This window comes from Pseudomonas sp. HD6515 (assembly GCF_024971855.1).
Lineage (GTDB): Bacteria > Pseudomonadota > Gammaproteobacteria > Pseudomonadales > Pseudomonadaceae > Aquipseudomonas > Aquipseudomonas alloputida.
In genome coordinates this window covers 2,711,287-2,736,305 of record NZ_CP079827.1, presented here as the reverse complement: position 1 = coordinate 2,736,305, position 25,019 = coordinate 2,711,287, and the positions used below count along the sequence as shown (strand labels likewise).

Below are 25,019 nucleotides of genomic sequence, written 5' to 3'. Positions count from 1 at the left end.
TCAGGCCTCCTTGTTGCGCAAACCGGACAGGGCCACCACCAGCAGGATCAGGACACCCTGCACACCGTCGACCCAGAAGCTGGAAATATTCAGAAGCTGGAAGCCGTTGATCAACACCCCGACCAGCATCGTTGCCAGCAGCGTGCCGCCGATGCTCGGCTGCAGACGCTGGGAGAAGATCACCCCAAGAAAAGCGATGGCCACCACCGACAGCAGCATCTCGCCGGAGCCGGTGGTGCTGCCGCTGAACCAGGCCGCTGAACAAAACGCGGCCAGGCTGCCGCACAGACCGCTGATCAGGTAGCTGGCGAACACGTAGCCACGCACCGACAGGCCAGCGGCATTAGCCGCCTCCGGGTATTCGCCGATGGCGTACAGACGCAGGCCGAATGGCGTGTACTGCATCAACACGATCAGCACGCCACCGACCGCCAGCAGCACCCAGGCCAGGGCTGGCACGCCGAGCCAACTACCGAAGGCCAGCCCTTCCAGCAACGGCGAAGTGCTGGGCAGCACGGTGTTTTCGGTCAGCACCAGTTCCAGCCCGGCCACCAGGTTCATGGTGGCCAGGGTTGCCAGCAGTGGCGGCAAACGGAAACCGACCACCACCAGCGCATTCAGCGTGCCGATGGCCAGGCCAGTGCCAAGCGTCGCGGCGATGCTGACAACATCGCCGAAACCGGCGTTGTTCAGGCTGGCATAGACCGCAGCGGACAACCCGAGGTTGGCCGCCAGCGACAGATCAAGCCCACCGGACACCACGTTCGAGCCGCCGCCGATGATCACCGTGGTCAGGCCGAAGGCAAGGCTGCCGAGGATCGCCGACTGGGCCAGCACATTGACCAGGTTGCTCGGGGTGAGGAAGTTCGGCGCACTGAGGGCGAAGGCCAACAGGATCGCGGCGAAGGCCAGCAGCGCGCCACGGCGCAGCAGCCACTGCGCGAATCGCGGGTGGAAGGCATCAGATAGCAATGGCATAGGCATAGAAAGGTCGTTCCTCGTTCTGCGCGCGTTGCGCGCCGGTAGCCACCGCCAGCAGGCGGTCACTGTTCGCCTCGCCAGCGGCGAAACGTGCGGCGATGGCGCCGCGGTGCATGACATGAATGCGGTCGCAGAGGCCGATCAACTCCGGCAGGTCGGACGAGAGGATCAACACCCCGGCGCCCTCCTTCACCAGTTCACCGATCAGCCGATAGATCTCCACCTTGGCGCCAACATCGATGCCAACGCTGGGCTCGTCCAGCAGGTACAGGCTGGAACACCGCGCGAACCACTTGGCCAGCGCCACCTTCTGCTGATTGCCGCCGCTGAGCTGACGCACCTTGGCATGCGCGCCAGGGGCCTTGATCCTCAGGCGCTCGATCAGCTCCAGGGTGGTATGCCGCTCGCGCGCCGGCGACAGCAGCCCCAGGCGGACGAAGCGCGACAGTGCCGCCAGGGTGGTGTTCTCCTGCACGCTCAGGTCGAGCGCCACGCCTTGCCGACGGCGCTCCTCGGGCATCAGCGCGACGCCCTGGGCGACAGCCTCGCGCGGGCTGCGCAAGGACAACGGTTGCCCGTCCAGGCGCACCTCGCCGCTGTCCGGTGGCGCCAGGCCGAACAGGCTGCGTAGCAACTCCTTGGCGCCCGAGCCCACCAGCCCGGTGAGGCCGACGATCTCGCCACGGCGCACCTGCAGGTCGATGCCCTGGTAGGCCCGTGCCCGACCCAGCCCGCGCACGTCGAGCAACAGCGCACCGGCAGGCACCGCTACCTTGGGGTACAGCTCGCCGACTTCGCGGTTGACCATCAGGCGGGTGATCTGCTCCAGCGACGTGTTGCGCGGGGAGACTTCAGCGACATCGCGACCGTTGCGCAGTACCGTCACGCGGTCGCACAGGGCCTCGATTTCCTGCAGGTAATGGGAGATGTAGACGATCGCCAGGCCATCGTCACGCAGGCGCTGGACGATCCGCAGCAAACGCTCCACCTCACGCTGCACCAGGGCCACGCTGGGTTCGTCGAACACCAGCACACGCGGTTTGATCAGCAGCGCGCGGACGATCTGCACCATCTGTTGCTCAGCGCTGCTCAGTTCACCGATCAGCGCATTCGCCGGCAGTCGCAGGCCGAAGTAGTCGTCCAGCAGACGCGCGGCCTCGCGCTGCTGGGAGCGGCGATCGAGCAAGGGCCCGAATCGCCGTTCGTGGCCGAAGAACAAGGCTTCACCCACGGTGAAACGGGCCGGCAACAAGCGTTCCTGGTGGATGAAGCCAATGCCCAGGCGCTCCACCTGGCGCGGGCTGAAATGCCCGTGCGGCTGGCCGTCGAGCAGCAGGCTGCCGGCGTCCGGGCGGTGGATGCCGGCCAGCACCTTGATCAGCGTAGACTTGCCGGCGCCGTTCTCGCCCACCAGACCGTGCACGCTGCCCGCCGCCACCCGCAGGCTGGCGCCGTCGAGCGCCCGGGTGGCACCGAAGGTCTTGACGATGCCACGCAGCTCCAGCACCGGCGTACTCATGCGTCGCCTCGAATGCGTTTGACGTCATCGACGTTGCCCGCCGTGGTCAGCAGGGTCTCGACGAAGGTTTCGGGCGGCAGATCGTGCTCGCCGGCCAGGTAGCGGGCGACGTTATGCACCGCCGTACGGCCAATCAACGCAGGCTGCTGCGCCACCACTGCAGCCACCGGGCTGCCGGGCTGGCGCAGCAGTTCCAGCACCTCGGGCGTACCGTCGACGCCATAGGTGCGCACTTCATTGCGCCCGGCTTCGATCAGCGCCTGGCTGGCACCGAGCTGCGGCAGATCCCAGGCCGCCCAGATCGCGTCGAGCTCACCCTTGGGGTACTTGTTGAGCAAGGCGGCAACCTGACTGCGGGCATCCTGCACGGTGTTGGGAATCACGTCGCGCAACTCCGGCTGGATGAACTCGATCTGCGGGTAGAACTTGCTCACCAGCTTCAACTGGTCATAGCGAATGCCGCAGCTCGGCACGCCATAGAAGCCATTGAACAGCAGCACCCTGCCCTTGCCGCGCAGATCGGCCACCAACTGCTTGGCCAGCAGCAAACCCGTGCTCCAGTTGTCTGCGGAAATCGTATTGACCGCGTACTGCGACGGCACCTCGATGGTGAACAGCGGGATGCCGGCGGCGCTGATGCGCTTGAACCAGGGCTCGATGATGCTCAGCGTGCCGAGGGTGTGAATCACTGCATCGGGCTTCTGCGTCACCAGATTCTGCAACTGGGTCACCATGGCCTTGTCGTTGCGCCCGGCATCCAGGGTGATCGGCGTGCCGCCCAGGCGCTGTACCTCCTCGACCTGCGCCTTGAAGGCCCGGCTGTCGAAGTAGATGCTGGTGCCCACGGTGCTGATGGCGATGCGCTTGCCCTTGAGCGAAGGCACTGTGGCACTGGCCTCGGCACCGCTGTCGGCTCCAGCCGCCATGGTGCGGGTCAATGGTGCGGCAAGCCCGAGAGCGAGCATCGCCGAAGACGCGCCGAGCAGGCCGCGCCGGGAAATGCCGGAGCAGTCGTTGTCCCTCATTGGTCACCTCGCAGGTGCTTGACCTGAGCCAGGTTGTCGCGGGTCGTCAATAGCGCGGCGACATGGGTTTCCTTCGGCAGATCACGCTGGCCGGCCAGGTAGCGGGCAACGTTGCGCACGGCGGTGCGGCCGATCAGGTCGGGCTGCTGCGCAACCACCGCGCCGATGGGCGAGTTGTCAGGGGCGAGCAGCTCCAGTACCTCCGGCGTGCCGTCCACACCATAGGTGCGGATCTCACTGCGCCCGGCGTCGATCAGCGCCTGGCTGGCGCCGAGCTGAGGGATGTCCCAGGCCGACCAGATGGCGGCGATATCGCCCTTGGGGTACTTGTTCAGGAGCGCGGCGATCTGGCTGCGGGCGTCCTGCACGGTGTTGGGAATCACGTCACGCAGCTCCGGCTGGACGATCTGCAATTGCGGATGATCGGCCAGTACCTTCTTCAACTCGTCGTAGCGGATCGCACAGACCGGCACCCCGTAGAAGCCATTGAACACCAGGATGCGGCCCTTGCCGCCGGTGTCGCGCACCAGCTGTTCGGCCAACGCGCGGCCGGCCGCAACGTTGTCCGAGGTGGTGTTGTTGAGGCTGTACTGTGATGGCACATCAATGGTGAACAGCGGGATGCCTGCTGCCTGGATGCGCTTGAGCCAGGGGTCGATCACGCTCAGGGTGCCGAGGGTCTGAATCACCGCATCGGGCTTTTGCGTGACCACCGTGTTCAGTTGTGTGACCAGATTGCGGTCGTTGCGCCCGGCGTCGAGGGTGATCGGCGTGCCGCCCAGGCGCTTGATCTCATTGACCTGCGCCTGGAACGCCTTGATGTCGAAGTAATGACTGGTGCCAGTCATGCTCACGGCAATGCGCTTGCCGGCCAGCGACGGCACGGCCTCGCCCTCCTCCTCGGCTTGTGTCAGGCCGCCCGCCAATGCCAGCACCAGGGCGGTGAGCAACGTCAGGATTCGACTCATGCTTGCACCCTTTGCTGATCTGCCAAGGCGGCGCCGTTGAGGTAGTGGTCGCCGAGCAGTCGCCGTTGAGTGGGCAGTGCCGGTTCGGCGCTGCCCGGCTGCGGACGCGGCAGACTACTGCCCACCAGTTCGAAATGCGTCTGCGCGGCCAGGCGCGCGGCCTCGGCGGCGCCCAAACGAAAAGCGATGGCGGCCGACTGCGAGGCGTCGGCGCGTGCCAGCAACGCGTCGGCGGCGTCGATACGGATGCGCAACTCGCCGACTGCAGCGATGACCAGCGCTTCATGGCGAGCACTCTGCCCGCGCAGGTAGTCAAGCAGAGCTGCCTCGACATGACGGGCGTGGGCCAGGTCACCCCGGCCTTGGGAATGGGTGTTGGACATGGCGTGACCTCAGTTCCAGGAATGACGTTGCGGCTTGATGCCGTTGAGCAGTTGATTGCCGACCAGGTGGTACTTCCAGCGCACCGGGTCATGCAGCGTGTGGGTGCGCGCATTGCGCCAGAAGCGGTCCAGCCCCTGGCTGGCCGAGACGCTGCGCGTGCCGCCCAGCTCCAGCAGGCGACTGGACGCCTCAAGGGAAATCTCGGTAGACAGCACCTTGGCCTGGCCGACCACCACTGAGGCTTCAGCAACGTGCTCTTCGCCAGGCTCGGCGACGGCGCGATCGACCGCCTCGGCAGCGCGCTGCAAGATCGCCTCGGCCGCCTGCAGGCGCCAGGCCAGCTCGCCGATTAGCGCCTGGCCAAGTGGATCCTGCCAGCCGTGCTGCAAGCCGCTGTCGACCCAGGGGCGTGCCTGACGCGCCACGCGCAGGGTTTCGGCAAAGGCGCCACGGGCGATGCCGGTGTCCACGGCGGCCTGGATGATCTGCGAGATCGGGCCATCAGCGGTTGGCTGGTCGTAGGCCTTCCAGGCCGGTATCACCTGGCTCGCTGGCACTCGCACGCCTTCGATACGCACCTGGCCGCTGGCTGTGATGCGCTGGCCGAAGCCATCCCAACTGTCGATCACCGTCAGGCCAGCTGCATCGCGTGGCACGAAGGCGATGTGCGGGCGGCCCTCCTCGTCGACACCCGCGACCGGGACGATGTGGGCGAACAGCGCCCCCGTGCAGTAGGCCTTCTCGCCATCGAGCACGGCGCTGTCGCCGTCGAAGCGGATCTGCGTCTGGAAGGTGGTGACGTATTGGCTGCGCGCTTCGGAAAAGGCGTTACCGAAACGGTAGCCTTGCAGCACCTTGGCGTAGTAGCGGCGCTTCTGCGCCTCGCTGCCGGTCAGGCCGAGGTTGCTGAGCACACCAAAGTGGTTCTGCGGCAACTGGCCGAGCGATGAATCGGCGGCGGAGATGGTCGCGATCACCTCGCTGAGGGTGACATAAGATACCCCGGCGCCGCCGTGCGCCTTGGGCACGCTGATTGCCCACAGACCGCTTTCGGAGAAGCGATCCAGTTCCTCCCAGGGCAGGCGCCGCTCGCGATCACGCCAGGCTGCCTCACGGGCAAAATCCTCGGCCAAGCGCTGCGCCACCTCGATGGCTTCGGCGTCGCTACGGATGATCTGTGCCGGGCGCCGAGGCGCCGAGCTGACCTGCTCGCGCAGATCGGCGGGTTGTGACTGAGTCATGTGTTGCTCCAAGCGTGATGGATTCTCCAGGGCTACTGCACAGCCCGTACCAACCTGGAAAATCCCTCATATTCAATGACTTGATGCGCAATCCAGATAATTGGAAAAGCACCTGTGGCGGCAAACTGTGGATTGGCTGTTGCCGGGCGGACACTTGCCTCAGACCTGTTCACGACCTGCTGCGCGTCGGCCCTCCTGCGTTAAAAAAGGCTGGAGCGCCAGCGTGGTCGGACTGCTCATTTACAGCGGATGAAGTCGAGCGCGACTCCGACCGCGCCTCGCCTGTTTTTGCGGGGCCGCCATCGGTGTTGCATGGCGTTATCTCGCGAGATCGTGAGCAGGTTCTCAGAGGCTGATATCCAGCGGGTACTGGACGATCAGGCGCAGTTCGTCGACGTTGGACTCGGCGACGTGATCGCCACCGACGCGGTGGGTGGCCTGCATCAGGTTGAACGAGAGGTCCTTGGCCGGCCCACTCTGCAGCACGTACTTCAGCCACAGGTTGCGCTCCCAGTGGCGGCCGTCCTCGGTACCATTGAAGTAGCTGTAAGCGCCCCCCGCGCGCGTACCGTCGATGTCGGTACCGCGCACGTAGCGGGCCGTCAGGCTCAGCCCAGGCACGCCAAGCGTGGCGAAGTCATAGTCGTAACGGGCTTCCCAGGCTCGCTCATTGGGGTTGTTGAAGTCGGAAACCTGCGAGGCGGCATCCAGTTGCAGGTCATAGGTATTCCACACGTAGTCGAACGGCGTGTCGCCATCGATGCGTGTGTAGGACAGCTTGAAGCCATGAGCGCCGGCAGCCACACCGGCATGCACGCTCCATGAGTCGTTGTCGATCTGGCCGGCCAGCGCCTGGCCGCTGTCACGGGTACGGTAATAATTGAGGCCGGTCTTCAGGCTCAGCTCGCTACCCAGCGGCTGCACATGGTCGACGCTGAAGAACGACTGGTTCCATACGTCGTCGAGGCGGCTGCTGTGCAGGCGCAAGGTGAGCTGGTCGTTGAACAGGTAATCGCCACCCAGGTACACCACATCGTTGGCGCCCTTGATACGCCCGGCATAGACGGTGCCGAGATCACCACGGTGGTTGCTGGCGTTGCGGTCACTGCTCGACTCCAGCTTGCCGCCCTGCAGGCTCAGGCCATCCAGCGAGTTGTTGTTGAAGATGAAGCCGCGCAGAGTCTGCGGCAGCAGGCGAATGTCGCTGGCGTGCAGCACCGGGCTGGTCGGGCTGACGTCGCCATAGCGCAGTTCGGTGTCGAAGGCGCGCACCTTGAGCGCAGCGCCAACCTTGCCGTAGCTGTCCTTGGGCTCGCCATCGAAGTTGCTCCCCGAGCGCGACACGATGCCAGGCACGCCGACACCATTGCCGACTGCCCCATTGCCGCCATCGAGCTTGAGCCCGACCAGCCCCTGCACATCCACGCCGAAGCCGACAGTGCCACGGGTGAAACCGGATTGCAGATTGGCGATGATGCCGTGGCCCCATTCACGATGCAGGCTCTGCCGCTCACCCTTGTTGGGGTTGAGGGTGAAGTCGCCGTTGCGATAGTCCTGGCTGAAGAAGAAGTTGCGGTTGAGCACATGGATCTGCGTGCCGTCGATGAAGCCTTCATCATCGCTGTCGGCAAACGCGGGGCCGGCCAGCAGGATGGCCAGAGAAAGAGCTGTTCTGTAGCAAGCGGTAGAGCGCATGGCAGTGATCCTTGGAATGACGAGGTAGGCGCCTTTCCAGGCGCTGTAAATCCAGTTGTTCCAACAACCATGCCAACAGAGAAAATCATTGTTATTCAATCACTTGAACAACCTACTCAACACTATGATGCACCGTCTGCAGAGCAATCTGCACAACTGCTGTTGCCGGCGCCACAGCGCTTTCGTCAGGACAAAAAAACGCGGCCTGGGCCGCGTTGAATGGAACATCACCTACTCAGTAAAAGGCGGTATGACCACAGCGTTCCACAGCCGTCGCCACCGCTCAGTCAGCCTTGCCGCCCAGGTAGAAATGCTGAATATCTTCCCGCGCGGCCAGCTCGGCAGCACTGCCCTCACCCACCACCCGGCCGTTCTCCAGGATGTAGGCATGGCTAGCATGGCGCAGGGCAACGTTGATGTTCTGCTCGGCCACCAGAAAGCTCACGCCCTCCTGCGCATTGAGCTGGGCGACGATGGCGAAGATCTCCTCGACGAGGATCGGCGCCAAGCCCATCGAGGGCTCGTCGAGCAGCACCAGGCGCGGTTTGGTCATCAGCGCGCGGCCGATGGCGAGCATCTGCTGCTCACCGCCGGAAGTCAGCCCAGCCTGAGTCTTGCGCTTGGTCTTCAAGCGCGGGAACCAGGCATAGATGCGCTCCAGATCCTGCTCCAGTTGGCGCCGCGTCGGGTTACGCAGGAAGCCGCCACTGCGCAGGTTTTCCTCGATGGTCAGGTGGGCGAACACATGCCGTCCTTCCAGAACATGGACGATACCCTGGCGTGCCAGCAGGTTGGCCGCGACACCGGCGGTGTCCTGCCCCTGGAAGCGGATATGGCCACGGCTGACCTGCGCCCGGTCGGCCTGCACCAGGCCGGAAATAGCCTTGAGTGTGGTGCTCTTGCCAGCACCGTTGGCGCCTAGCAAGGCGACGATATCGCCCTGCCCGACCCGCAGGGATACACCGGCCACGGCGAGGATTGCGCCGTCGTAGATCACTTCGATGTCCTCCACTGCCAGCAGCTCGCTGCTGACGGCGGCTGGAAGAGTCGCACTGGTCATGGATTGTTGCCCTCTGGTCGTCGTTCAGCGGGCGGCGCCTGCCGCCCCACAGCCTTGAAATGCGTTGCCCGTGCCGGTCGCGGCTAAAGCCCCTGCCACAGGTGAAAAGCGAGCGCTCACGGCGCGTCACACGCACGGGGGGTCACGCCTTTCTCTTTCGCGTACTCGGCAGCCTTGGCGTCAATCAGGGGGCGCAGGGTGACATGATCGGCCTGCACCCAATCGGTGATCAGCTTCCACTGCTGGCCATCCCACTGCTGCACCTTGACGGCACCGCCCCCCTCGTGGTCGCTGCACGACAGCTTCAGCGGCTGCATCAGCCCCAGGAAACCGATCGCCTTGAGCCGCGCATCGTCGAGATCGAGGTGTTCCAAGCCCCAGCGACCTTCCTCGCCATTGAGCGGCCGCGCTCCGAAGTGCTTCTGCGCGGCGCGGATCGCCTCGACGGCGATGGCGGCATTCACCAGGCCGGAGTTGTAGTAGACGCTGCCGAAGCTCTTCGGATCCTTGAGGTCGCTCTTGCCCTTGTCGAGGATGTGTGCCTTGATGCGCTGGTGGATGTCGAAGTCGGAACCGCCCGGATAGGGCGTCAGGGCCAGATAACCCTTGCCCGCCTCGCCGGCCGGCAGCACGTCTTCATTGGAGCTGGCCCAGATGTCGCCAACGATGCGATCGACCGGAAAGCCGAAGCGCGCCGCAGTCTTGATCGCCACCGGGGTGGACACGCCCCAGGTGCGCAGGAATACCCAGTCCGGCTTGAGCTGGCGCACCTGGCGCCACTGCGAGGCCTGCTCGTTACCCGGGTCGGCGACGGGAATCTGGATGTTCTCGAAGCCGTACTTCTCCGCCAGCAGCTTCAGCGGCCCCTGGGTTTCCCGGCCATAGGCGGAGTCGTGGTAGACGGTGGCAATCTTCTTGCCCTTGAGCTTGTCCAGCCCACCCTCGCGCTCGGCCACGTAGTTGATGAATGCCGAAGCCTCGCTGTAGAAGGTCAGCATCACCGGGAAGTTGTAGGGAAAGACGCGGCCATCGGTGGCCTCGGTACGACCATAGCCGAGGGTGATCAGCGGGATCCGGTCGGCCTCGGCCTTGTCCGCCAGGGCATAGGCAGCCGGCGCACCATTGGGCTGGTAGACCGCTACCGGAGCGCCATTGAGGCCGTTCTTGAAGCGCTCGTAGCACTCGATGCCCTTCTCCGCCGTCCACTCGGTCTCACACTCCTGCCAGACCAGCTTGACGCCATTGATGCCGCCTTCGACGTCGTTGATGTAGCGCAGGTAGTCGATCATCCCGGCCCACACCGGAATGCCGCTGGAGGCATAGGCACCGACTCGGTAGGTGGCTAGCGGGAAGAATTGTTCATTGGCCGCCTGGGCCGCCGACGGCATCGCGGCGTAGCTCGCGAGCGCCAGGCCAAAGGCGGCGACACCGCGTTTCAGCGTTGCATGCATGGTCTTTCTCCTCAGGCGCCCGGCCCACGCGACGGTGGCCGGGCGCAGGTCATGGGGGGTTATTGCTCGTTGGCGCAATTACGCGGGGTGATGCCCTTCTCCTGGGCATAGGCGGCGGACTTGGCCTCGATCAGCGGACGCAAGGTGGTGCGGTCGGCCTGGATCCAGTCGGTCACCAGCACCCATTTCTCGCCGTCCCACTGCTGAACGCGGGCCGCACCACCGCCCTCGTGATCAGAGCAGGACAGCTGCAGCGGTGGCAGCAGCCCTTCGAAGCCACTGGCCTTGAGGCGCGCGGCGTCGATATTCAGGTGCTCGAAGCCCCAGCGCGCTTCCTCACCGTTGAGCGGGCGGTTGCCAAACTTGCCCTGGGCGGTGCGCAGCGCCTCGACGGCAATCGCGGCATTGATCAGGCCGATGTTGTAGTACACCTTGCCGAAGTAGCGCTTATCCTTCAGGTCGCTCTTGCCAACATCGAGGATGTGCTGGCGCAGGCGCTGGTGAATCTCGAAACCGTCGCCACCGGGGAACGGCGCCAGGGCCTGGTAGCCCTTGGCCGCCGTGCCGGCTGGGAGCACGTCGGCCTCGGAGCCGGCCCAGACGTCGCCGATGATGCGCTCCACCGGGATGCCGAAGCGTGCGGCCGTCTTTATGCCAACCGGAGTGGACACGCCCCAGGTACGCAGGAACACCCAATCTGGCTTGATCTGCCGCACCTGGCGCCACTGCGCCGACTGCTCATTGCCCGGATCGGCCACCGGGATCTGGATGTTCTCGAAGCCGTATGTTTCCGCCAGCAGCTTCATCGGCGCTTGGGTTTCCCGGCCATACGCCGAGTCGTGGTAGACGGTGACGATCTTCTTGCCCTTGAGCTTGTGGAAGCCGCCCTCGCGCTCGGCGATGTAGTTGATGCCCACCGAGGCCTGCCCGTAGTAGTTCAGCAGCAGTGGGAAGGCATAGGGGAACACGCTGCCGTCGGTAGACTCGGTGCGCCCGCCGGCACCATCGATCAGCGGGATGCGGTCGGCCGCGCCCTTCTCCATCAGCGCATAGGAGCCCGGAGTGCTGTGGGTGAAGAAGAACGCCGTCGGCGCGCCATCCTTGCCATCTTTGTAGCGCTCGTAGCACTCGACGATACGGTCGACGTTCCACTCGGTCTCGCACTCCTGCCAGACCAGCTTGACGCCGTTGATGCCGCCTTCGACCTCGTTGATGTAACGGAAGTAGTCGATCTCTCCGGCCCACCAGGGAATCCCGCTGGAGGCATAGGCGCCGACCCGGTAGGTGGCCATGGGAATGAACTGCTGGTTGTCGGCGGCCTGGGTGACGACCGGAGACAGGGCCTGGGCGCCGAGCACAAAGAGGCTGACGAGCAGGTGACGATGCAAGGGTTTGCGCATGGTGTGAACTTCTTGTGCTGGGGTGAAAACCTCCTTTCCCGCGGTCGGGTCAAGGTTCATGGAAAGAGGCGGTCGTGCTCAGAATCGCAGCGGCCAGACCCTGATGCGTTCGCGCAGGTCGCCGAGCAGGCGCACCAGGCCTTCCGGCTCCTTGATCAGGAACCAGATGATCAGGCTGCCGAAGAGGATCTTCTGCAGGTTCTGCAATTGCCCGGCATCGACGTTGCCGCCGAACAGCCACTGCCCGGCATGGCTGAGCAGAATCGGTGTGAGGCTGATGAAAGCCGCGCCGATGAAATTGCCGGCGATGCTGCCCATGCCACCGATGATGATGATGAAGAGGATCTGGAACGAGCGGTTGATATCGAAGCTGCCGGCACTGGACGTGCCCAGGTAGGCGAAGGCCCAGAGCGCCCCGGCGATGCCCAGGTAGAAAGAGCTGACGGCAAAGGCCAGGCGTTTGTAGCGCTCCACCGGAATGCCGATCACCGAGGCGGCGGTGTCCATGTCGCGGATCGCCATCCAGTTGCGCCCGACCTGGCTGCGCACCAGGTTGACCGCGACCCAGGTCAGCAGCACCACGCAGCTCAGGGTCAGCAGGTAGCGACCTACCGGCGAGGCCAGGCTGTGGCCGAACAACTCCAGGCGCGGTGCGCTGATGGTGCCGGACGAGGCATGGTTGTAGAACCAGGGAAACTTGGCGAACACCCATTCGAGGAAGAACTGCGCAGCCAGCGTGGTGACCATCAGGTAGAAACCCTTGATCCGCGAACTGGGTATGCCGAACAGCAAGCCGACCAGGCCGGCAATCAGCCCGCCGCCGATCAGCGCCAGCGGCAACGGGAGCCCAGGCACACGCAGCAGCAGGCCGTAGGTGGCGAAGGCGCCCACCGCCATAAAGCCGGCGGCACCGACCGAGGTCTGCCCGGTGTAGCCGGTCAGCAAGTTCAGCCCCAGCCCGGCCAGCGACAGCACCAGGAAGGGAATCAGGATCGCGTTGAGCCAGTAGTCGTTGCCCAGCCAGGGCAAGCCGACGAAGGCCACCAGCAGCAACAACGGCAGGCCCACTGGCCAGCGACGGCGCACCAGGGTCAGCGGCGCCTCGTCGAAGCCGGCGCCCAAGCGTGAAACGGTAGCGGTCATTGCGTCATACCCGTTCGGTGGCCCGGTCGCCGAACAGGCCGGCCGGACGGATGTAGAGGAAGATCAGGGCAAGGAAATAAGCGAACCAGGGCGTGATGCCGCCGCCGATCAGCGGGCCTATGTAGGCTTCGGCGAGGTTCTCGGCGGCACCGACGATCAGCCCGCCGACGATGGCTCCGCCAATCGAGGTGAAGCCGCCGATGATCAGCACCGGCAGCGCCTTGAGCACGACCAGCGAGAGCGAGAACTGCACGCCCTGGCGCGCCCCCCAGAGCAGCCCGGCCACCAGCCCGACCATTCCGGCCACGGCCCAGACGATCTGCCAGATGCGGTTGAGGTTGATGCCCAGCGACAGCGCCGCGCGGGTATCGTCGGCCACCGCCCGCAAGGCCACACCGATGCGGGTCTTGTTGAACAGCAGCGCCAGCACCGCCACCAACAAGGCGGAAACGCCGGAGGCAACCAGGTCGAACTGGCTGATCATCAGTTCGCCGACGAACAGCGGGACGTCCTCGATGCCCAGATCCAGCGCGCGTACCTGGGCGCCCATCAAGCCCTGGGCCAGGCCCTCGATGATGAACGACAGGCCAAGGGTGGCCATGAACAGGGTGATCTGCGAGCGATTGACCAGGGGCCGCAGCACCAGGCGCTCGATCAGCAGCGCGCCGACGATCATCACCAGTACGGTCAGGGCCAACGCCAGGGCGAACGGCAGGCCCTGCTCGTGCAGGCTGACGAAGGTCAGCGCAGCAAACAGCAGCATCGCGCCCTGGGCGAAGTTGAACACGCCGCTGGCCTTGTAGATCAGCACGAAGCCGATGGCCACCAGCGAATACAGGGTGCCGGCGAGCAAGCCGCCGATCAAGGTTTCCAGGAAGAAGTTCATCCGTGTGGCGCTCCCAGGTAGGCGGCGATCACATCGGGATTGGCCTGCACTTCGGCCGGTGTGCCATCGCCGACCTTGCGCCCGTAGTCCAGCACCACCACGTGGCTGGACAGCCCCATGACCACCTGAATGTCGTGTTCGATGAGAATCACCGTGGTGCCGAGATCACGGTTGATATCGGCGATGAAGCGGCTCATGTCCTGTTTCTCTTCGGCGTTCATCCCCGCCATCGGCTCGTCGAGCAGCAGCAGGGTCGGCTGCGCGATCAGCGCACGCCCCAGCTCCACGCGTTTCTGCAGGCCATAGGCCAGGCTGCCCACGGCAACGTCGCGCCAGGGCTGCAGCTCGAGGAACTCCAGCACCTGCTCGGCACGCTCGGCGAAAGCCCGGGCCTCGCGCCGGGCACGTGGCAGGCCCAGTGCCTGTTCGAGAAAGAAACTGCGCTGGAAACGCGACAGACCGGTAAGCAGGTTGTCCAGCACACTCATCTTCTTGAACAGCGCATTGTTCTGGAAGGTACGGCCGATCCCCAGCCGCGCCGCCTGCAGCGGGTGCGGCCGGCGCAACGGCTCGGTGGCGAAGAACAGCTGGCCGGCATCGGCCCGGTAGACGCCATTGAGGATGTTCAGCAGCGAGCTCTTGCCGGCGCCATTCGGCCCGATCAGGGCGCAGATCTCGCCGCGCCTGACGCTGAAGGACAAGTCGGAAATCGCCTTCACGCCCTTGAACGACAGCGACACGTTGCGCACCTCCAGCAAAGCACTCATGCCGCGCGCTCCAGATATTCGTGCAGCCATGACAAGCGTGCCGGGCCTTGTAGCGCCACGCTGGCGGACGCACTTGGCACCTCGATCCGGCGCAAGCGATGGAAGCCGAGCAGACGCCGCACCCGCTGCTTCAGCCAGCGACGCAAGCCCTGGTGTGGATTCTCCAGCGTCCAGTCACACAGGCGCCGTCGCCAACTGTCTGGTGGCGCCAGGCGGGCATCGATTTCGCCCGCCAGCGCCTCGACCCCCGCAGCGGACAACAACAACCCGGTCGGGGCGATTTCGCGACGGTCGCGACCAGCAGACTCGCTCGTTTCCGGGAAGGCTAGACTTTCGCCATGGTGCAACCAACGGCTCAGCAAATGCCCCAGTCCCTCACGCCATTCGGTGCCCTCATCGACCCACAGCACGTCATCTTCGGCGCCCTGCGCCCAACCCTGACGCTGCGCCACCGGCGCCTCGCCGACAAACAACGTCGACAGCGGCTGCACCTGCCACAAGCCGTTGCTCACGATATTGGCCTGGGCGGAAAACAAACGCAGTGGCCACAGCTCGGCAAGGCCGCTGCCCAACCAGTGCGACACGTCTTCACGGCGTTGGACGAAGGCGAACGTCGGACGCGCCTGGCGCAGTTGCCGTTGCAGCTCATCGCCACGGCTGTCGCGGCCAATCACCAGACTCTGGCCGCCAAGCGGGTGGGCAGCCAACGCCAGAATCAGCAGGCTCGGCTCGAAGGCGCCACTCAATGCCAGGCGCTGCCCGGGGCCGAACCCCTGCTGGCGCAAGCCGTTGGCAACCCGCTCGACCTCGTGCTGCACATCGATCCAGCGCCAGGCCTTCCACACACCAAGACGGCGATGACGCAGGGCGATTTGTGTCGGCCGTTCTCTGGCCCAACGCTGCAGCGCCGTCAGGGCGCTGTCGGCCACTACGTCGGGCAACGGCAGATAGCGTTCATGAATGCTCATGCAATGACTCCTCTGCCGATTCAGGCCGGCTCGGCCAGGTTGACACCGACGTTCTCGCGCTGCTGGCTGAGGTCGCGATAGCCGGCGCCAGGATGGTTGGCGGGCAGTCGCGGGCCATCTCCGAAGAGCTTCTCGCGCAGGGTTCCGGAACGATATTCGGTCTTGTACACACCGCGTTTCTGCAACTCGGGCACCAACAGCTCGACCACATCGCGGAAGGTTTCGTGGGCCAGGACGTAAGCCAGGTTGAAGCCGTCCACGTCGGTTTCCTCGACCCAGGCCTGCAGCTCGTCGGCGACGGTCTGCGCACTGCCGACGATCAGCGGGCCGAAGCCGCCAATACCAACCCAATCGGCCAGTTCCTGCACCGTCCATTGCTTATTGGGGTCGGCGGTGGAAAAGGTTTCCACTGCCGACTGAATGGCATTGGTATGGATATGCTTGAGCACCTGGTCGGGCCGGTACTGGCCGAAGTCGATCCCCGTCCATCCCGAGATCAGCGCCAGCGCACCTTCGTAGCTGGTATATGACGTGAGCTCCTGCCACTTGGCCTGAGCCTTGGCGTCGGTCTCGTCGACGATCACTGTCTGCAGGTTGAAGATCAGCACCTTGCGTGGATCACGCCCGGCCTCGGCAGCGCGACGGCGGATGTCGGCCACGGTTTTCTTCAGGATCACCTTGGACGGTGCGGCGACGAACACGCACTCGGCGTGTCCGGCTGCGAAGTCCTTGCCACGGCTCGACGCCCCCGCCTGATAGAGCACCGGCGTGCGCTGCGGCGAAGGCTCGCAGAGGTGGATGCCGGGCACCTGGAAGTGCTTGCCCTGGTGGCGGATCTCATGAACCTTGCTGGGATCGCTGAAAATGCCGCGCTCGCGATCACGCAGCACAGCGCCCTCTTCCCAGCTCCCCTCGAACAGCTTGTAGAGCACTTCAAGATATTCGTCGGCGTAGTCGTAGCGCGCATCGTGGTCGCTCAGCGCCTTCTGCCCGAGGTTGCGCGCGCCGCTGTCGAGGTACGAGGTAACGATGTTCCAGCCGATGCGCCCCTTGGTCAGGTGATCCAGGGTCGACAGGCGCCGGGCGAAAGGATACGGGTGCTCGAACGTCAGCGAGGCGGTGAGGCCAAAACCGAGGTGTTCGGTAACCAGCGCCATCGGGGTGATCAGCGCCAGCGGATCATTGACCGGAACCTGGGTCGCCTGGCGGATGGCCGCATCGCCATTGCCACCCAGCACGTCGTAGATGCCGATCACGTCGGCGATGAAGATGCCGTCAAACTTACCGCGCTCAAGCAACTTGGCCAGATCCGTCCAGTACTCCAGATCCTTGTATTGCCAGGCGCGATCCTTGGGGTGCCTCCAGAGTCCGGGCGACTGATGGCCGACACAGTTCATCTCGAAGGCGTTCAAACGAATTTCACGTGGCATGGGAGCTCCTGATCGATAGGCTCGGCACCCTGTTTCGGCGCCTCTCAATGCTCTATCAACACAATCCATGCCAATAAATATTTTCTTTATTTACAATGACATAGAGATTACTCGAAGCAGCTTTAATGCCTGCAGGACGACATCACTGCTGATCAGCTGTACAACAGCGAACAGTGTTGATGCGCAGCGAGAAACATGCCGAGCTCTGCGACCCGGTCATGAGTACACCGCATTCAGCCAATCTTGATAAATATCAAGGTCATCGAGCCCCACTGCGTCACGCTTGGCCTGAACCGGTGGGCCTTCATCGAGGCTGCCACCGCGGTGGAGGCCATCATGAATACTTACTCAAGACTGCTGCTGATCTGCCATCCAGACCTGCACCCTTCGCCTGCCCTGACGCGTGCTCAAGCGCTGAGCAGTGCGACAGGTGCTACCTTGCACCTGGTGGCGCTCAGCCAATTGCCCTCGCGCCTGGCAACCCTGGACCAGGTGCTACGCAAAAACGCCCGCAAGCAGGACGCCGAGCATCGCAAGGCTTGGCTCGCTGAGCAGGTGAAGGCGCTGGGCGAGCTGGGCATTACCGCCTACGCCGAGACACTGGACGATCAAGACCCGCTCAAGGACTTGATCCGGCTGGCCCAACTGCACCGGGTCGGGATGGTGATCAAGGACATCCAGCACGAAACCGCCTTGAGCCGTGCCCTGCTCACGCCATTGGACTGGCAATTGCTACGCCGCTGCCCGATCCCGCTGCACCTGGTAGCCCAGGCTGAAACGAAGCTGCCAGCGCGCATACTGGTCGCCGTTGATCTGGTCGAGCACGACCCGGTGATCGACAAGCTCAACGACCACATCCTGCAATCGGCACAGGCACTGGCACAACGCTGCAAGGCGCAGCTGCATTTGCTGCAGGCCTACGAACCCAGCGCCAGTTTCGTCGCCTATGCCGCCGCACCCGTGGCCTGGACCGACAAACTGGTCGAGGAAATGTCCGGTCGTGCGCGCGAGCGCATGGCGACGTTCGGCGGCCACTATGGCATCAAGCCAGACCACCTGCACCTGGTGCGGGGCGCTGCCCGTAACGTGGTCAGCGAATACGCGAACCAGCAAGGCTTCGATGTGGTGGTGATGGGCACGCTCTACCACGAGGGGGTGAGCAAGGTCGTCGGCAGTACTACCGAGCAAACCCTGTACAAGGTTCACTCCAGTATCCTGGCGATTCACGGTTGAACGGTCGCCCACTGGCTATGCTCGACTGGACACTCATCAAACCGCACAGTGCCATGCAGCTCATGTCGCTGTGAACGACCTCTGGAGCGCAGGGCATGAATGACACCTCGCCGTTGCTGTTCGCCCTGCAAGGCAGCCAGGCCTATGGGAATGCCGTGGCGCAACGCCTGGGCAGGACACTGTCTGCACATGAAGAGCGCGACTACGAGGACGGAGAGCACAAGTGCTGGCCCGGCGAATCGGTGGACGGTCGATCGGTCATCGTCTTCCACTCGCTGTATGGTGACGCGCACCACAGCGCGCATGACAAGCTATGCCGGTTGTTGTTCTTCTGTGGCGCGCTCAAGGACGCTGCTGCCCGCCAGGTGACGGCAGTCACGCCTTACCTCTGTTATGGTCGCAAGGACCGCAAGGTGGAGTTTCAGGACGCTATTATCACCCGCCATGTGGCTCGGCTGATGGAAAGCTGCGGCGTGGACCGCATTGTGGCGCTGGACGTGCACAACCCCAGCGCCTTCGACAACGCCTACCGAATCCCGAGCTGGAACCTGCAATGCACCCCACTGTTCGCCCAACGCCTGGCCCCGCTCCTCGGTGAGCAGGCGGTCACGGTGGTGTCGCCGGATATCGGTGGCGTCAAACGTGCGGAGCAGTTTCGCCAGGTCCTGGCGCACCTGCTGGCGCGCCCGGTCTCGGTGGCCATGATGGAAAAACACCGCCAGCAGGCAGGCCTGAGCGGCGAACACCTGGTCGGTAACGTGGCAGGCAGCACCGTCATCGTGTTCGACGACCTGATCAGTACGGGGCAGACGCTGCTGCGCGCTGCCCAGGCCTGCCGGCAGGCCGGAGCCAGCCGCCTACTGGCTGCGGCCACCCACGGCCTGTTCACCACCGGTGGCGAGCTGTTCGACAGCGGCGCGTTCGAACGGGTACTGGTGGCCGACAGCATCGCCCCCTTTCGCCTGCCCGTGCGATGCCTGGCGCAACTGGATATCGTCGATACCAGCGCCTTGGTCGCCGAGTTGCTTGCCAACCGCCCGGGCACTGGCGCATGACCCCAGTGCAGGTGGCGCCGGTGGAGCGTCCCTGCTCCTGAAATCGGTCGAGCCACGAGGCGTGTCGCAGGCCATGCTGATGGTGTTCGCGCAGAGCATCATGGGAACCGCTATAACCGTCTACCCTGCCTCCCTGCCAAAGGCGTAGCCCTTGAAAACTGACCCCCGGCACCATGGGAGCACTGTGCATGCCTATCGACTTCAGACCCGCTCGAGTCTCGGACGCGCATGATATTGCGCGCTTCTTTCAACTGACATCGGAGGGCATGGCCGATTACATATGGAGCAAGCTCGCCGCACCTGGAGAAGCCTTGCTGAGTGTCGGTGCGTCTCGCTATGCCAGAGAACAGGGCGACTTTTCATACAAGAACTGCCTGATGGCCACTTTTGAAGGGCGCGTCATCGGCATGATGCATAGCTATGCCTTGCGCGCAACGCCTGACAGGCCAGTCGAGACCGACCCCGTCCTCGCGCCTTATTCCGACATGGAAATACCCGATACCTTGTACATATCCAGCCTGGCGCTGGATGAGGACCGGCGGAGCCAGGGGCTGGGCGCCCAGTTTCTTCGCCACGCCCAGCAGCGCGCTGACGACGCGGGCCTTGATGGGTTGTGCCTGATCGATTACGCAGAAAACCACGGTGCACGCCGCTTCTACGAACGTCATGGTTTTCAAATTGTTAAAACCTGCCAGATCGTTCCGCACCCGATGCTGGGCGTCACCGGTGAAGCCTATTTAATGTATCGCCCTACTCACAACGTGCTCGAGAAACAGCCATGAACCAGAAACTGACCGTGTTCCGCGAACTGGATATCCAACCGCTGCGCGACCTTCCGTTCTTTGAAGAAGTCCTGGAAGGCACCCCTCACACGCTGACGTCCAAGTACTATCACGATGAACAGCAAGGTCGCATTTCCGGAGAATGGGAAGCCAGCACCGGGGCGTGGCGCATTGACTACAAAGTCTGGGAGTTCTGCCATGTCCTGAGTGGATGCTGCGTCATCGAGCTTGAGGGTTGCGCCCCGGTCACACTGGCCGCTGGCGACACGTTCATTATCGAACCGGGCGCCAAGGGCAAATGGACCGTAGTGGAAGACATGAAGAAGAACTTCGTGATCCTCGTGCCCGCGAACTAAGCCACTGAATGCTGGCTGAAGCCGACTATGCTGGTAGCAATCCACACGCCGGCACAGGGGCTGTTAAATGGGCAACAAGCGCAGGTTCGGACGGGCTGCTGGGCTGATGCTACTGATCCACTTGCTGTTCTCGCCCCTGCTCCATGCGGACACCCCTCAGCCTGGGCCAGAGATAGAGGGTGTGATTGCCGAACCCGCACCGTTGACCGTCATCAACCGCACGGTGCTGGTCTTTCGTGCGACGCTGCTGGGCGAAACACCCACGGTGCGTGCCCAGCGCGCCAAGAAGGTCATCGAGGATACGCTTCAGGAAACAAACGATCTGGAGGTTCGCGTCGACCCTATCCTGCACAGCTACCTGGTGCTGCTGGGCGGGCGCCGGGCATTCATCGTGACGCCACTGGATGCTGCGGCCGATACCATTACAACAGGCGAAGCTGCCGAGCAGGCCGCCGAGAACCTGCGCCTTGTCGTCGAGGAAACCCGCCAGGCGCGAAGCCTGCGGTTCTTGCTCACCGCGGTAGGCTACAGCGCTGCGGCAACCTTGGTCTTTTTCATGCTGGTAAAGGCCGCAGGCTACTGTCGACGCAAGCTCCTGGGACTGCTGCCTAAACTGATGGGCAAACACTCCGAGCGCCTCAAGGTCGGCCACACGCAACTGTTCGACCTGCAGAACCTGTACTACCTGATCGACCGCTCTCTCTGGCTGCTGTACTGGTTGGTCGTGTTGTTGTTCTGCTACCAGTGGCTGGGCTTCGTGCTGTCTCAGTTCCCCTACACAAGGTCTTGGGGGGAAAGCCTCAATATCCACCTGATGGCGCTGCTCAACTACCTGATCAGCAGTATTTTGCGTGCCATGCCCGGCCTGGCCGTTGCACTGTCGATCTTCTTCATCGCCCGGGGCATCAGCGCTTTCTCCAAACGTGTGCTAAGGCGCATGGCACGCCCAGGCACATTGAAATGGCTGACCGCCGAAACCTTGCAACCGACCATGCGCCTGACGTCGCTGGCGATCTGGCTATTTGCCCTGGTGATGGCCTACCCCTATCTACCCGGCTCGGGTACCGATGCCTTCAAGGGGTTGTCAGTGTTGCTCGGTCTGATGGTTTCACTGGGGGCGACCAGTGTCATCGGCCAAGGCGCCGCCGGACTGATTCTCACCTACACGCGCACGCTGCGCGTCGGTGAATTTGTACGTGTGGGTGATTACGAGGGCACGGTGACCGAGGTGGGCATGTTCACCACGACCATTCGCACCGGGCTTGGCGAAGTGCTGACACTTCCCAACTCGATGATTACCGGCTCGGTGACCAAGAACTACTCACGAATCGTGCAAGGGCCAGGCTATGTGGTCGACACCGTGGTGACCATTGGCTACGACACCCCGTGGCGTCAGGTCGAGGCGATGTTGCTGGAAGCGGCTCGGCGCACCGACGGCGTGCTGCAAACGCCCATGCCCCAGGTATTCCAGACGGCACTGTCGGACTTCTACCCCGAGTATCGATTAGTGGCCCAGGCCATCCCGTCAGAGCCCAGGCCACGCGCGCAGCTTTTGAGCCTGTTGCACGCCAATATCCAGGACGTGTTCAACGAGTATGGGGTGCAAATCATGTCGCCTCACTACCTGGGCGATCCCGAGCAACCCAAATGGGTGCCCAAGGAGCAGTGGCACACGGCCCCGTCCAAACCTGAAAACACCGCGTGAGCAATGAGGCCTCAGGTGCCGGTCAGCGCAATGATCACCGGCCCGCAGACTGCCAACAGGACATTGGAAACGGCGTAGCAGACGGAAGCCGATGACCGGCGTGTTGCTCCCCGACTGCTTGAGGATCTTGTTCATCGACGCCGATAAGGGCCAAAAGCATGCCGAGCAACGACCCAACCACCCTGAGCATCGCGCAGGGCCAGGCTCAAACGTCCAGCGCCCCCCTGAGCAAGGCATCAAGCACACGCGCGACGTCAGCACCCTGCTCGTCCAGCAGGCACACCGGCAGCCCGTGCAAGGCCGCTTGCACACCGGCCAGCCCCTCGCCCGTCAAGGCCAGCGGACAAGCAATGTCCATCTGCAGGGAGCGCAGGCGCTTGGCCAAGGCAGGGCTCACCGGCGGCTGCAGCGCGATCACCAGTGCCGCAGGCTGCATCGCCGCACACAGCAGCGGGAGCTCTTCCAGCGGCTGCCCGCAGCCGAGCACTTCGATGCGTTGTTGCTCACTGCTCAACAGCAGCCCGGCGCACAATACCTGGCACTCGGCTTGCCCCTCGGTACCCGCCAGCAGCACCCGTGGCGCATCGGCCTGGTTCATCTGCAAGCGCAGCAACAGCCGGGCGCGCAAGAACGTATCGAGAAACAACCATTGGCTACGCTGGCCTGGTGCAGTGCCTGAAGCCAGCTCATGCCAAACCGGCATCAGCACTTCCCGCAGCACCGTGGCCTTTGGCAAGAGTGTGAACAGCTGCCCATGGATAGCTTCCAGCGCCTGCGCATCGAATGCCCTGGAGGCGCGTGCAACGGCGGCGCGCCAATCGTCAAAGGCCGAGGGCTGCTGCACAGGCACCTCAGGCTGGCCGGCGAGCCTGTCGCTAACCTTGCTGATGGGCAGGCCGTTGGCGGTCCAGCGCAAGATGTCGCGTATGCGCTGCACATCCTGGGCCGTGTACAAGCGATGGCCGCCCTCGGTGCGCTGCGGGCGTATCAACCCATGACGCCGCTCCCAGGCACGCAAGGTCACCGGATTGATGCCGGTCAGGCTGACCACATCGCGCATGGGTAGCAATTCGGGTGGGGTGGCGTCGGTCATAACGAGGTGTCATCCAAGGGGTGATACATTCTAAACCCAGATGCACCTTCTGCGGCGAGCCTCCTTGGTTCATCATGCAACAAACAGCGCCAAAAGCTACTGCACGGAAGCCTTTGGCGCACATCGCATACGAAATGCCTGTAGGTGAGCCCCATGATCAACGCAAAACTCCTGCAACTGATGGTCGAACATTCAAACGATGGCATCGTCGTCGCCGAGCAGGAAGGCAATGAGAGCATCCTTATCTACGTCAACCCGGCCTTCGAGCGCCTGACCGGCTATTGCGCCGACGATATCCTCTATCAGGACTGCCGTTTTCTTCAGGGCGAGGATCACGACCAGCCGGGCATCGCAACCATCCGCGAAGCGATCCGCGAAGGCCGCCCCTGCTGCCAGGTGCTGCGCAACTACCGCAAAGACGGCAGCCTGTTCTGGAACGAGTTGTCCATCACACCCGTGCACAACGAGGCGGACCAGCTAACCTACTACATCGGCATCCAGCGCGATGTCACAGCGCAGATATTCGCCGAGGAAAGGGTTCGCGAGCTGGAGGCTGAAGTGGCAGAACTGCGCCGGCAGCAGGGCCAGGCCAAGCGCTGACAAAAAACCTATACAAGGACGTTGACTTGTATAGATAAAAGCTTAGGCTTCAGTTATACCTGTACAACAATTCAATGTTGTACAGGATTGCCTGGAGCCCAGTATGTCAGCGTACCTACAGCAGTTCGCCGAGCGCTTCGCCCGCCTTGATGGGGCGAGCCTCGACACGCTGGATAAACTGTACAGCGACGATGTCACCTTCCGTGATCCCCTGCACCAGATACAGGGGCTGCAGGCCCTGCGCGCCTACTTCGAGCAGTTGTACGCCAACGCCACCGATATCCGCTACGCCTTCACCAGCGCCGACGAGGTAAAGCCCGGGCAAGGTTACCTGCGTTGGACACTGCAGTTTTGCCACCCGCGCCTGGCGGGGGGCCAGCCGATCACGTTGCAAGGGTGCAGCTGCCTGCATTGGCGCGACCGTGTGCATTTTCACCAGGACTATTTCGACGCCGGTGCCCTGCTTTATGAGCACCTTCCCGTCATGGGCACTGCGATCCGCTGGCTCAAAGGCAGGCTGGCATGAGCCGCTGTTGGCTGACCGGCGCCAGCAGCGGTATCGGTGCCGCGCTCGCGCAAATCCTCCTGGAACAAGGCCACCAGGTCGCCTTGGGCGGGCGCCACGCCGACCGCCTTGCCCCGCTGGCCGAACGGTTTCCTGGGCAGGTATTGCTGGCCATTGGCGATCTTGACAACCCGGAGCAGGTCGCCGGCATCGCTGCGCATATCGAGCAGGCCTGGGGGGGCCTGGACATGGCCATTTTCAATGCCGGCACCTGCGAATACCTGGAGCCGGGGCATTTCGACCCGGCGTTGGTCGAGCGCGTCATGCGCACCAACCTGCTGGGCGTCAGCTACTGCCTGGCGGCGGCACTGCCCTTGCTTCGCGCAGGCCAACACCCCCACCTGGTGGTCATGGGCAGTTCGGTGACCTGGTTGGCCTTGCCCCGCGCTGGCGCCTATGGCGCGTCCAAGGCTGCAGTGCGCTATCTGGTGGAATCACAGCGAATCGACCTGGCTCGCGAAGGCATCGCGGTCACCCTGGTGAGCCCAGGTTTCGTGGACACGCCACTGACCCGTCGCAACGATTTCCCCATGCCACAGCTGTGGTCTGCGCAGCGTGCCGCCCGGCATATCGCCAGGCGCCTGCCCGGCCGCCCCCTGGAAATCAACTTCCCCGGTCTTTTCACCTGGGTGTTGCGCCTGCTCGGGGCGCTGCCCGCGCGCTTGCGCCTGGCGCTGGGCCAACGCCTCGCCCGTCATGAACAGGAATGATG

Annotated in this window: 24 protein-coding genes; 8 read left to right on the top strand and 16 right to left on the bottom strand. The window is 63.7% G+C overall.

Annotated features, from left to right (window positions below; all coding sequences use genetic code 11):
• The 15 genes from KW568_RS12610 to KW568_RS12540 form a co-directional block, all read right to left on the bottom strand.
• On the bottom strand, positions 1-978 hold the full coding sequence (locus KW568_RS12610) for an ABC transporter permease (protein ID WP_003253978.1): 978 nt from the start codon (positions 976-978) through the stop codon (positions 1-3).
• Positions 962-2,500: a sugar ABC transporter ATP-binding protein gene (locus KW568_RS12605; RefSeq protein WP_003253979.1), complete on the bottom strand. Its 1,539-nt coding sequence runs from the start codon at positions 2,498-2,500 to the stop codon at positions 962-964. Before KW568_RS12605 ends, KW568_RS12610 begins: the two co-directional genes overlap by 17 nt.
• On the bottom strand, positions 2,497-3,525 hold the full coding sequence (locus KW568_RS12600) for a sugar ABC transporter substrate-binding protein (RefSeq protein WP_003253980.1): 1,029 nt from the start codon (positions 3,523-3,525) through the stop codon (positions 2,497-2,499). The genes KW568_RS12605 and KW568_RS12600 overlap by 4 nt, the downstream gene beginning before the upstream one ends.
• Positions 3,522-4,493, bottom strand: coding sequence for a sugar ABC transporter substrate-binding protein (locus KW568_RS12595; protein WP_003253981.1), 972 nt, complete (start codon positions 4,491-4,493; stop codon positions 3,522-3,524). The genes KW568_RS12600 and KW568_RS12595 overlap by 4 nt, the downstream gene beginning before the upstream one ends.
• Entirely contained in the window at positions 4,490-4,876 is a 387-nt protein-coding gene (locus KW568_RS12590) for a hypothetical protein (RefSeq protein ID WP_003253982.1), read from the bottom strand. The genes KW568_RS12595 and KW568_RS12590 overlap by 4 nt, the downstream gene beginning before the upstream one ends.
• Before the next feature lie 9 nt (positions 4,877-4,885).
• Positions 4,886-6,118, bottom strand: coding sequence for an SfnB family sulfur acquisition oxidoreductase (locus KW568_RS12585; RefSeq protein WP_004576522.1), 1,233 nt, complete (start codon positions 6,116-6,118; stop codon positions 4,886-4,888).
• 345 nt (positions 6,119-6,463) lie between these two features.
• A complete protein-coding gene (locus KW568_RS12580) occupies positions 6,464-7,813 on the bottom strand; it encodes an OprD family porin (protein ID WP_004576521.1) in 1,350 nt (449 codons plus the stop codon).
• Between the two features lie 283 nt (positions 7,814-8,096).
• A complete protein-coding gene (locus KW568_RS12575; RefSeq protein ID WP_003253986.1) occupies positions 8,097-8,873 on the bottom strand; it encodes an ABC transporter ATP-binding protein in 777 nt (258 codons plus the stop codon).
• Positions 8,874-8,989: 116 nt separating this feature from the next.
• Positions 8,990-10,324 (bottom strand): ABC transporter substrate-binding protein, encoded by a 1,335-nt coding sequence (locus tag KW568_RS12570; RefSeq protein WP_004576520.1) that lies wholly within the window; start codon positions 10,322-10,324, stop codon positions 8,990-8,992.
• Between the two features lie 59 nt (positions 10,325-10,383).
• Positions 10,384-11,724: an ABC transporter substrate-binding protein gene (locus KW568_RS12565; RefSeq protein WP_004576519.1), complete on the bottom strand. Its 1,341-nt coding sequence runs from the start codon at positions 11,722-11,724 to the stop codon at positions 10,384-10,386.
• Between the two features lie 78 nt (positions 11,725-11,802).
• Positions 11,803-12,867, bottom strand: coding sequence for a branched-chain amino acid ABC transporter permease (locus tag KW568_RS12560; protein WP_003253989.1), 1,065 nt, complete (start codon positions 12,865-12,867; stop codon positions 11,803-11,805).
• Between the two features lie 4 nt (positions 12,868-12,871).
• Positions 12,872-13,753: a branched-chain amino acid ABC transporter permease gene (locus tag KW568_RS12555; RefSeq protein WP_003253990.1), complete on the bottom strand. Its 882-nt coding sequence runs from the start codon at positions 13,751-13,753 to the stop codon at positions 12,872-12,874.
• On the bottom strand, positions 13,750-14,520 hold the full coding sequence (locus tag KW568_RS12550; RefSeq protein ID WP_003253991.1) for an ABC transporter ATP-binding protein: 771 nt from the start codon (positions 14,518-14,520) through the stop codon (positions 13,750-13,752). Before KW568_RS12550 ends, KW568_RS12555 begins: the two co-directional genes overlap by 4 nt.
• The gene (locus KW568_RS12545; protein WP_004576518.1) at positions 14,517-15,488 is read right to left on the bottom strand and encodes an AMP-binding protein; all 972 of its coding nucleotides are present in this window, start codon (positions 15,486-15,488) and stop codon (positions 14,517-14,519) included. The genes KW568_RS12550 and KW568_RS12545 overlap by 4 nt, the downstream gene beginning before the upstream one ends.
• Before the next feature lie 20 nt (positions 15,489-15,508).
• Positions 15,509-16,918: an LLM class flavin-dependent oxidoreductase gene (locus KW568_RS12540; RefSeq protein WP_004576517.1), complete on the bottom strand. Its 1,410-nt coding sequence runs from the start codon at positions 16,916-16,918 to the stop codon at positions 15,509-15,511.
• 243 nt (positions 16,919-17,161) lie between these two features.
• Between KW568_RS12540 and KW568_RS12535 the strand changes: the two genes are divergently transcribed.
• The 5 genes from KW568_RS12535 (at position 17,162) to KW568_RS12515 (ending at position 22,049) form a co-directional block, all read left to right on the top strand.
• A complete protein-coding gene (locus tag KW568_RS12535; protein WP_004576516.1) occupies positions 17,162-18,151 on the top strand; it encodes a universal stress protein in 990 nt (329 codons plus the stop codon).
• A 95-nt stretch (positions 18,152-18,246) separates the two neighbouring features.
• On the top strand, positions 18,247-19,206 hold the full coding sequence (locus tag KW568_RS12530) for a ribose-phosphate pyrophosphokinase (protein WP_003253995.1): 960 nt from the start codon (positions 18,247-18,249) through the stop codon (positions 19,204-19,206).
• Positions 19,207-19,394: 188 nt separating this feature from the next.
• Entirely contained in the window at positions 19,395-19,988 is a 594-nt protein-coding gene (locus KW568_RS12525) for a GNAT family N-acetyltransferase (RefSeq protein WP_003253996.1), read from the top strand.
• Entirely contained in the window at positions 19,985-20,344 is a 360-nt protein-coding gene (locus tag KW568_RS12520) for a cupin domain-containing protein (RefSeq protein WP_003253997.1), read from the top strand. The genes KW568_RS12525 and KW568_RS12520 overlap by 4 nt, the downstream gene beginning before the upstream one ends.
• A gap of 67 nt (positions 20,345-20,411) precedes the next feature.
• Entirely contained in the window at positions 20,412-22,049 is a 1,638-nt protein-coding gene (locus KW568_RS12515; protein WP_004576515.1) for a mechanosensitive ion channel family protein, read from the top strand.
• A gap of 205 nt (positions 22,050-22,254) precedes the next feature.
• Here the strand turns inward: KW568_RS12515 and KW568_RS12510 are convergent, their stop codons facing one another.
• Positions 22,255-23,142: a MerR family transcriptional regulator gene (locus KW568_RS12510; protein ID WP_004576514.1), complete on the bottom strand. Its 888-nt coding sequence runs from the start codon at positions 23,140-23,142 to the stop codon at positions 22,255-22,257.
• Positions 23,143-23,295: 153 nt separating this feature from the next.
• Here KW568_RS12510 and KW568_RS12505 point away from each other — a divergent pair, with 153 nt between their 5' ends.
• The 3 genes from KW568_RS12505 to KW568_RS12495 all read left to right on the top strand — a co-directional run bounded on the left by KW568_RS12505 (position 23,296) and on the right by KW568_RS12495 (position 25,017).
• Positions 23,296-23,742 carry a PAS domain-containing protein gene (locus tag KW568_RS12505; RefSeq protein WP_003254000.1) on the top strand — a complete coding sequence of 149 codons (447 nt, stop codon included), beginning with the start codon at positions 23,296-23,298 and terminating at the stop codon, positions 23,740-23,742.
• Between the two features lie 103 nt (positions 23,743-23,845).
• Complete coding sequence (locus tag KW568_RS12500) at positions 23,846-24,268, top strand: nuclear transport factor 2 family protein (protein WP_003254001.1); 423 nt, start codon at positions 23,846-23,848, stop codon at positions 24,266-24,268.
• Positions 24,265-25,017, top strand: a complete 753-nt coding sequence (locus tag KW568_RS12495) for an SDR family oxidoreductase (RefSeq protein ID WP_004576513.1) — start codon at positions 24,265-24,267, stop codon at positions 25,015-25,017. Before KW568_RS12500 ends, KW568_RS12495 begins: the two co-directional genes overlap by 4 nt.
• Positions 25,018-25,019: the final 2 nt, after the last annotated feature.

Bases quoted from the DNA above. Each gene is read 5' to 3' on its own strand.
- KW568_RS12610 (WP_003253978.1), bottom strand. From the start codon at position 978: ATGCCATTGCTATCTGATGCCTTCCACCCGCGATTCGCGCAGTGGCTG.
- KW568_RS12605 (WP_003253979.1), bottom strand. From the start codon at position 2,500: ATGAGTACGCCGGTGCTGGAGCTGCGTGGCATCGTCAAGACCTTCGGT.
- KW568_RS12600 (WP_003253980.1), bottom strand. From the start codon at position 3,525: ATGAGGGACAACGACTGCTCCGGCATTTCCCGGCGCGGCCTGCTCGGC.
- KW568_RS12595 (WP_003253981.1), bottom strand. From the start codon at position 4,493: ATGAGTCGAATCCTGACGTTGCTCACCGCCCTGGTGCTGGCATTGGCG.
- KW568_RS12590 (WP_003253982.1), bottom strand. From the start codon at position 4,876: ATGTCCAACACCCATTCCCAAGGCCGGGGTGACCTGGCCCACGCCCGT.
- KW568_RS12585 (WP_004576522.1), bottom strand. From the start codon at position 6,118: ATGACTCAGTCACAACCCGCCGATCTGCGCGAGCAGGTCAGCTCGGCG.
- KW568_RS12580 (WP_004576521.1), bottom strand. From the start codon at position 7,813: ATGCGCTCTACCGCTTGCTACAGAACAGCTCTTTCTCTGGCCATCCTG.
- KW568_RS12575 (WP_003253986.1), bottom strand. From the start codon at position 8,873: ATGACCAGTGCGACTCTTCCAGCCGCCGTCAGCAGCGAGCTGCTGGCA.
- KW568_RS12570 (WP_004576520.1), bottom strand. From the start codon at position 10,324: ATGCATGCAACGCTGAAACGCGGTGTCGCCGCCTTTGGCCTGGCGCTC.
- KW568_RS12565 (WP_004576519.1), bottom strand. From the start codon at position 11,724: ATGCGCAAACCCTTGCATCGTCACCTGCTCGTCAGCCTCTTTGTGCTC.
- KW568_RS12560 (WP_003253989.1), bottom strand. From the start codon at position 12,867: ATGACCGCTACCGTTTCACGCTTGGGCGCCGGCTTCGACGAGGCGCCG.
- KW568_RS12555 (WP_003253990.1), bottom strand. From the start codon at position 13,753: ATGAACTTCTTCCTGGAAACCTTGATCGGCGGCTTGCTCGCCGGCACC.
- KW568_RS12550 (WP_003253991.1), bottom strand. From the start codon at position 14,520: ATGAGTGCTTTGCTGGAGGTGCGCAACGTGTCGCTGTCGTTCAAGGGC.
- KW568_RS12545 (WP_004576518.1), bottom strand. From the start codon at position 15,488: ATGAGCATTCATGAACGCTATCTGCCGTTGCCCGACGTAGTGGCCGAC.
- KW568_RS12540 (WP_004576517.1), bottom strand. From the start codon at position 16,918: ATGCCACGTGAAATTCGTTTGAACGCCTTCGAGATGAACTGTGTCGGC.
- KW568_RS12530 (WP_003253995.1), top strand. From the start codon at position 18,247: ATGAATGACACCTCGCCGTTGCTGTTCGCCCTGCAAGGCAGCCAGGCC.
- KW568_RS12525 (WP_003253996.1), top strand. From the start codon at position 19,395: ATGCCTATCGACTTCAGACCCGCTCGAGTCTCGGACGCGCATGATATT.
- KW568_RS12520 (WP_003253997.1), top strand. From the start codon at position 19,985: ATGAACCAGAAACTGACCGTGTTCCGCGAACTGGATATCCAACCGCTG.
- KW568_RS12515 (WP_004576515.1), top strand. From the start codon at position 20,412: ATGGGCAACAAGCGCAGGTTCGGACGGGCTGCTGGGCTGATGCTACTG.
- KW568_RS12510 (WP_004576514.1), bottom strand. From the start codon at position 23,142: ATGACCGACGCCACCCCACCCGAATTGCTACCCATGCGCGATGTGGTC.
- KW568_RS12505 (WP_003254000.1), top strand. From the start codon at position 23,296: ATGATCAACGCAAAACTCCTGCAACTGATGGTCGAACATTCAAACGAT.
- KW568_RS12500 (WP_003254001.1), top strand. From the start codon at position 23,846: ATGTCAGCGTACCTACAGCAGTTCGCCGAGCGCTTCGCCCGCCTTGAT.
- KW568_RS12495 (WP_004576513.1), top strand. From the start codon at position 24,265: ATGAGCCGCTGTTGGCTGACCGGCGCCAGCAGCGGTATCGGTGCCGCG.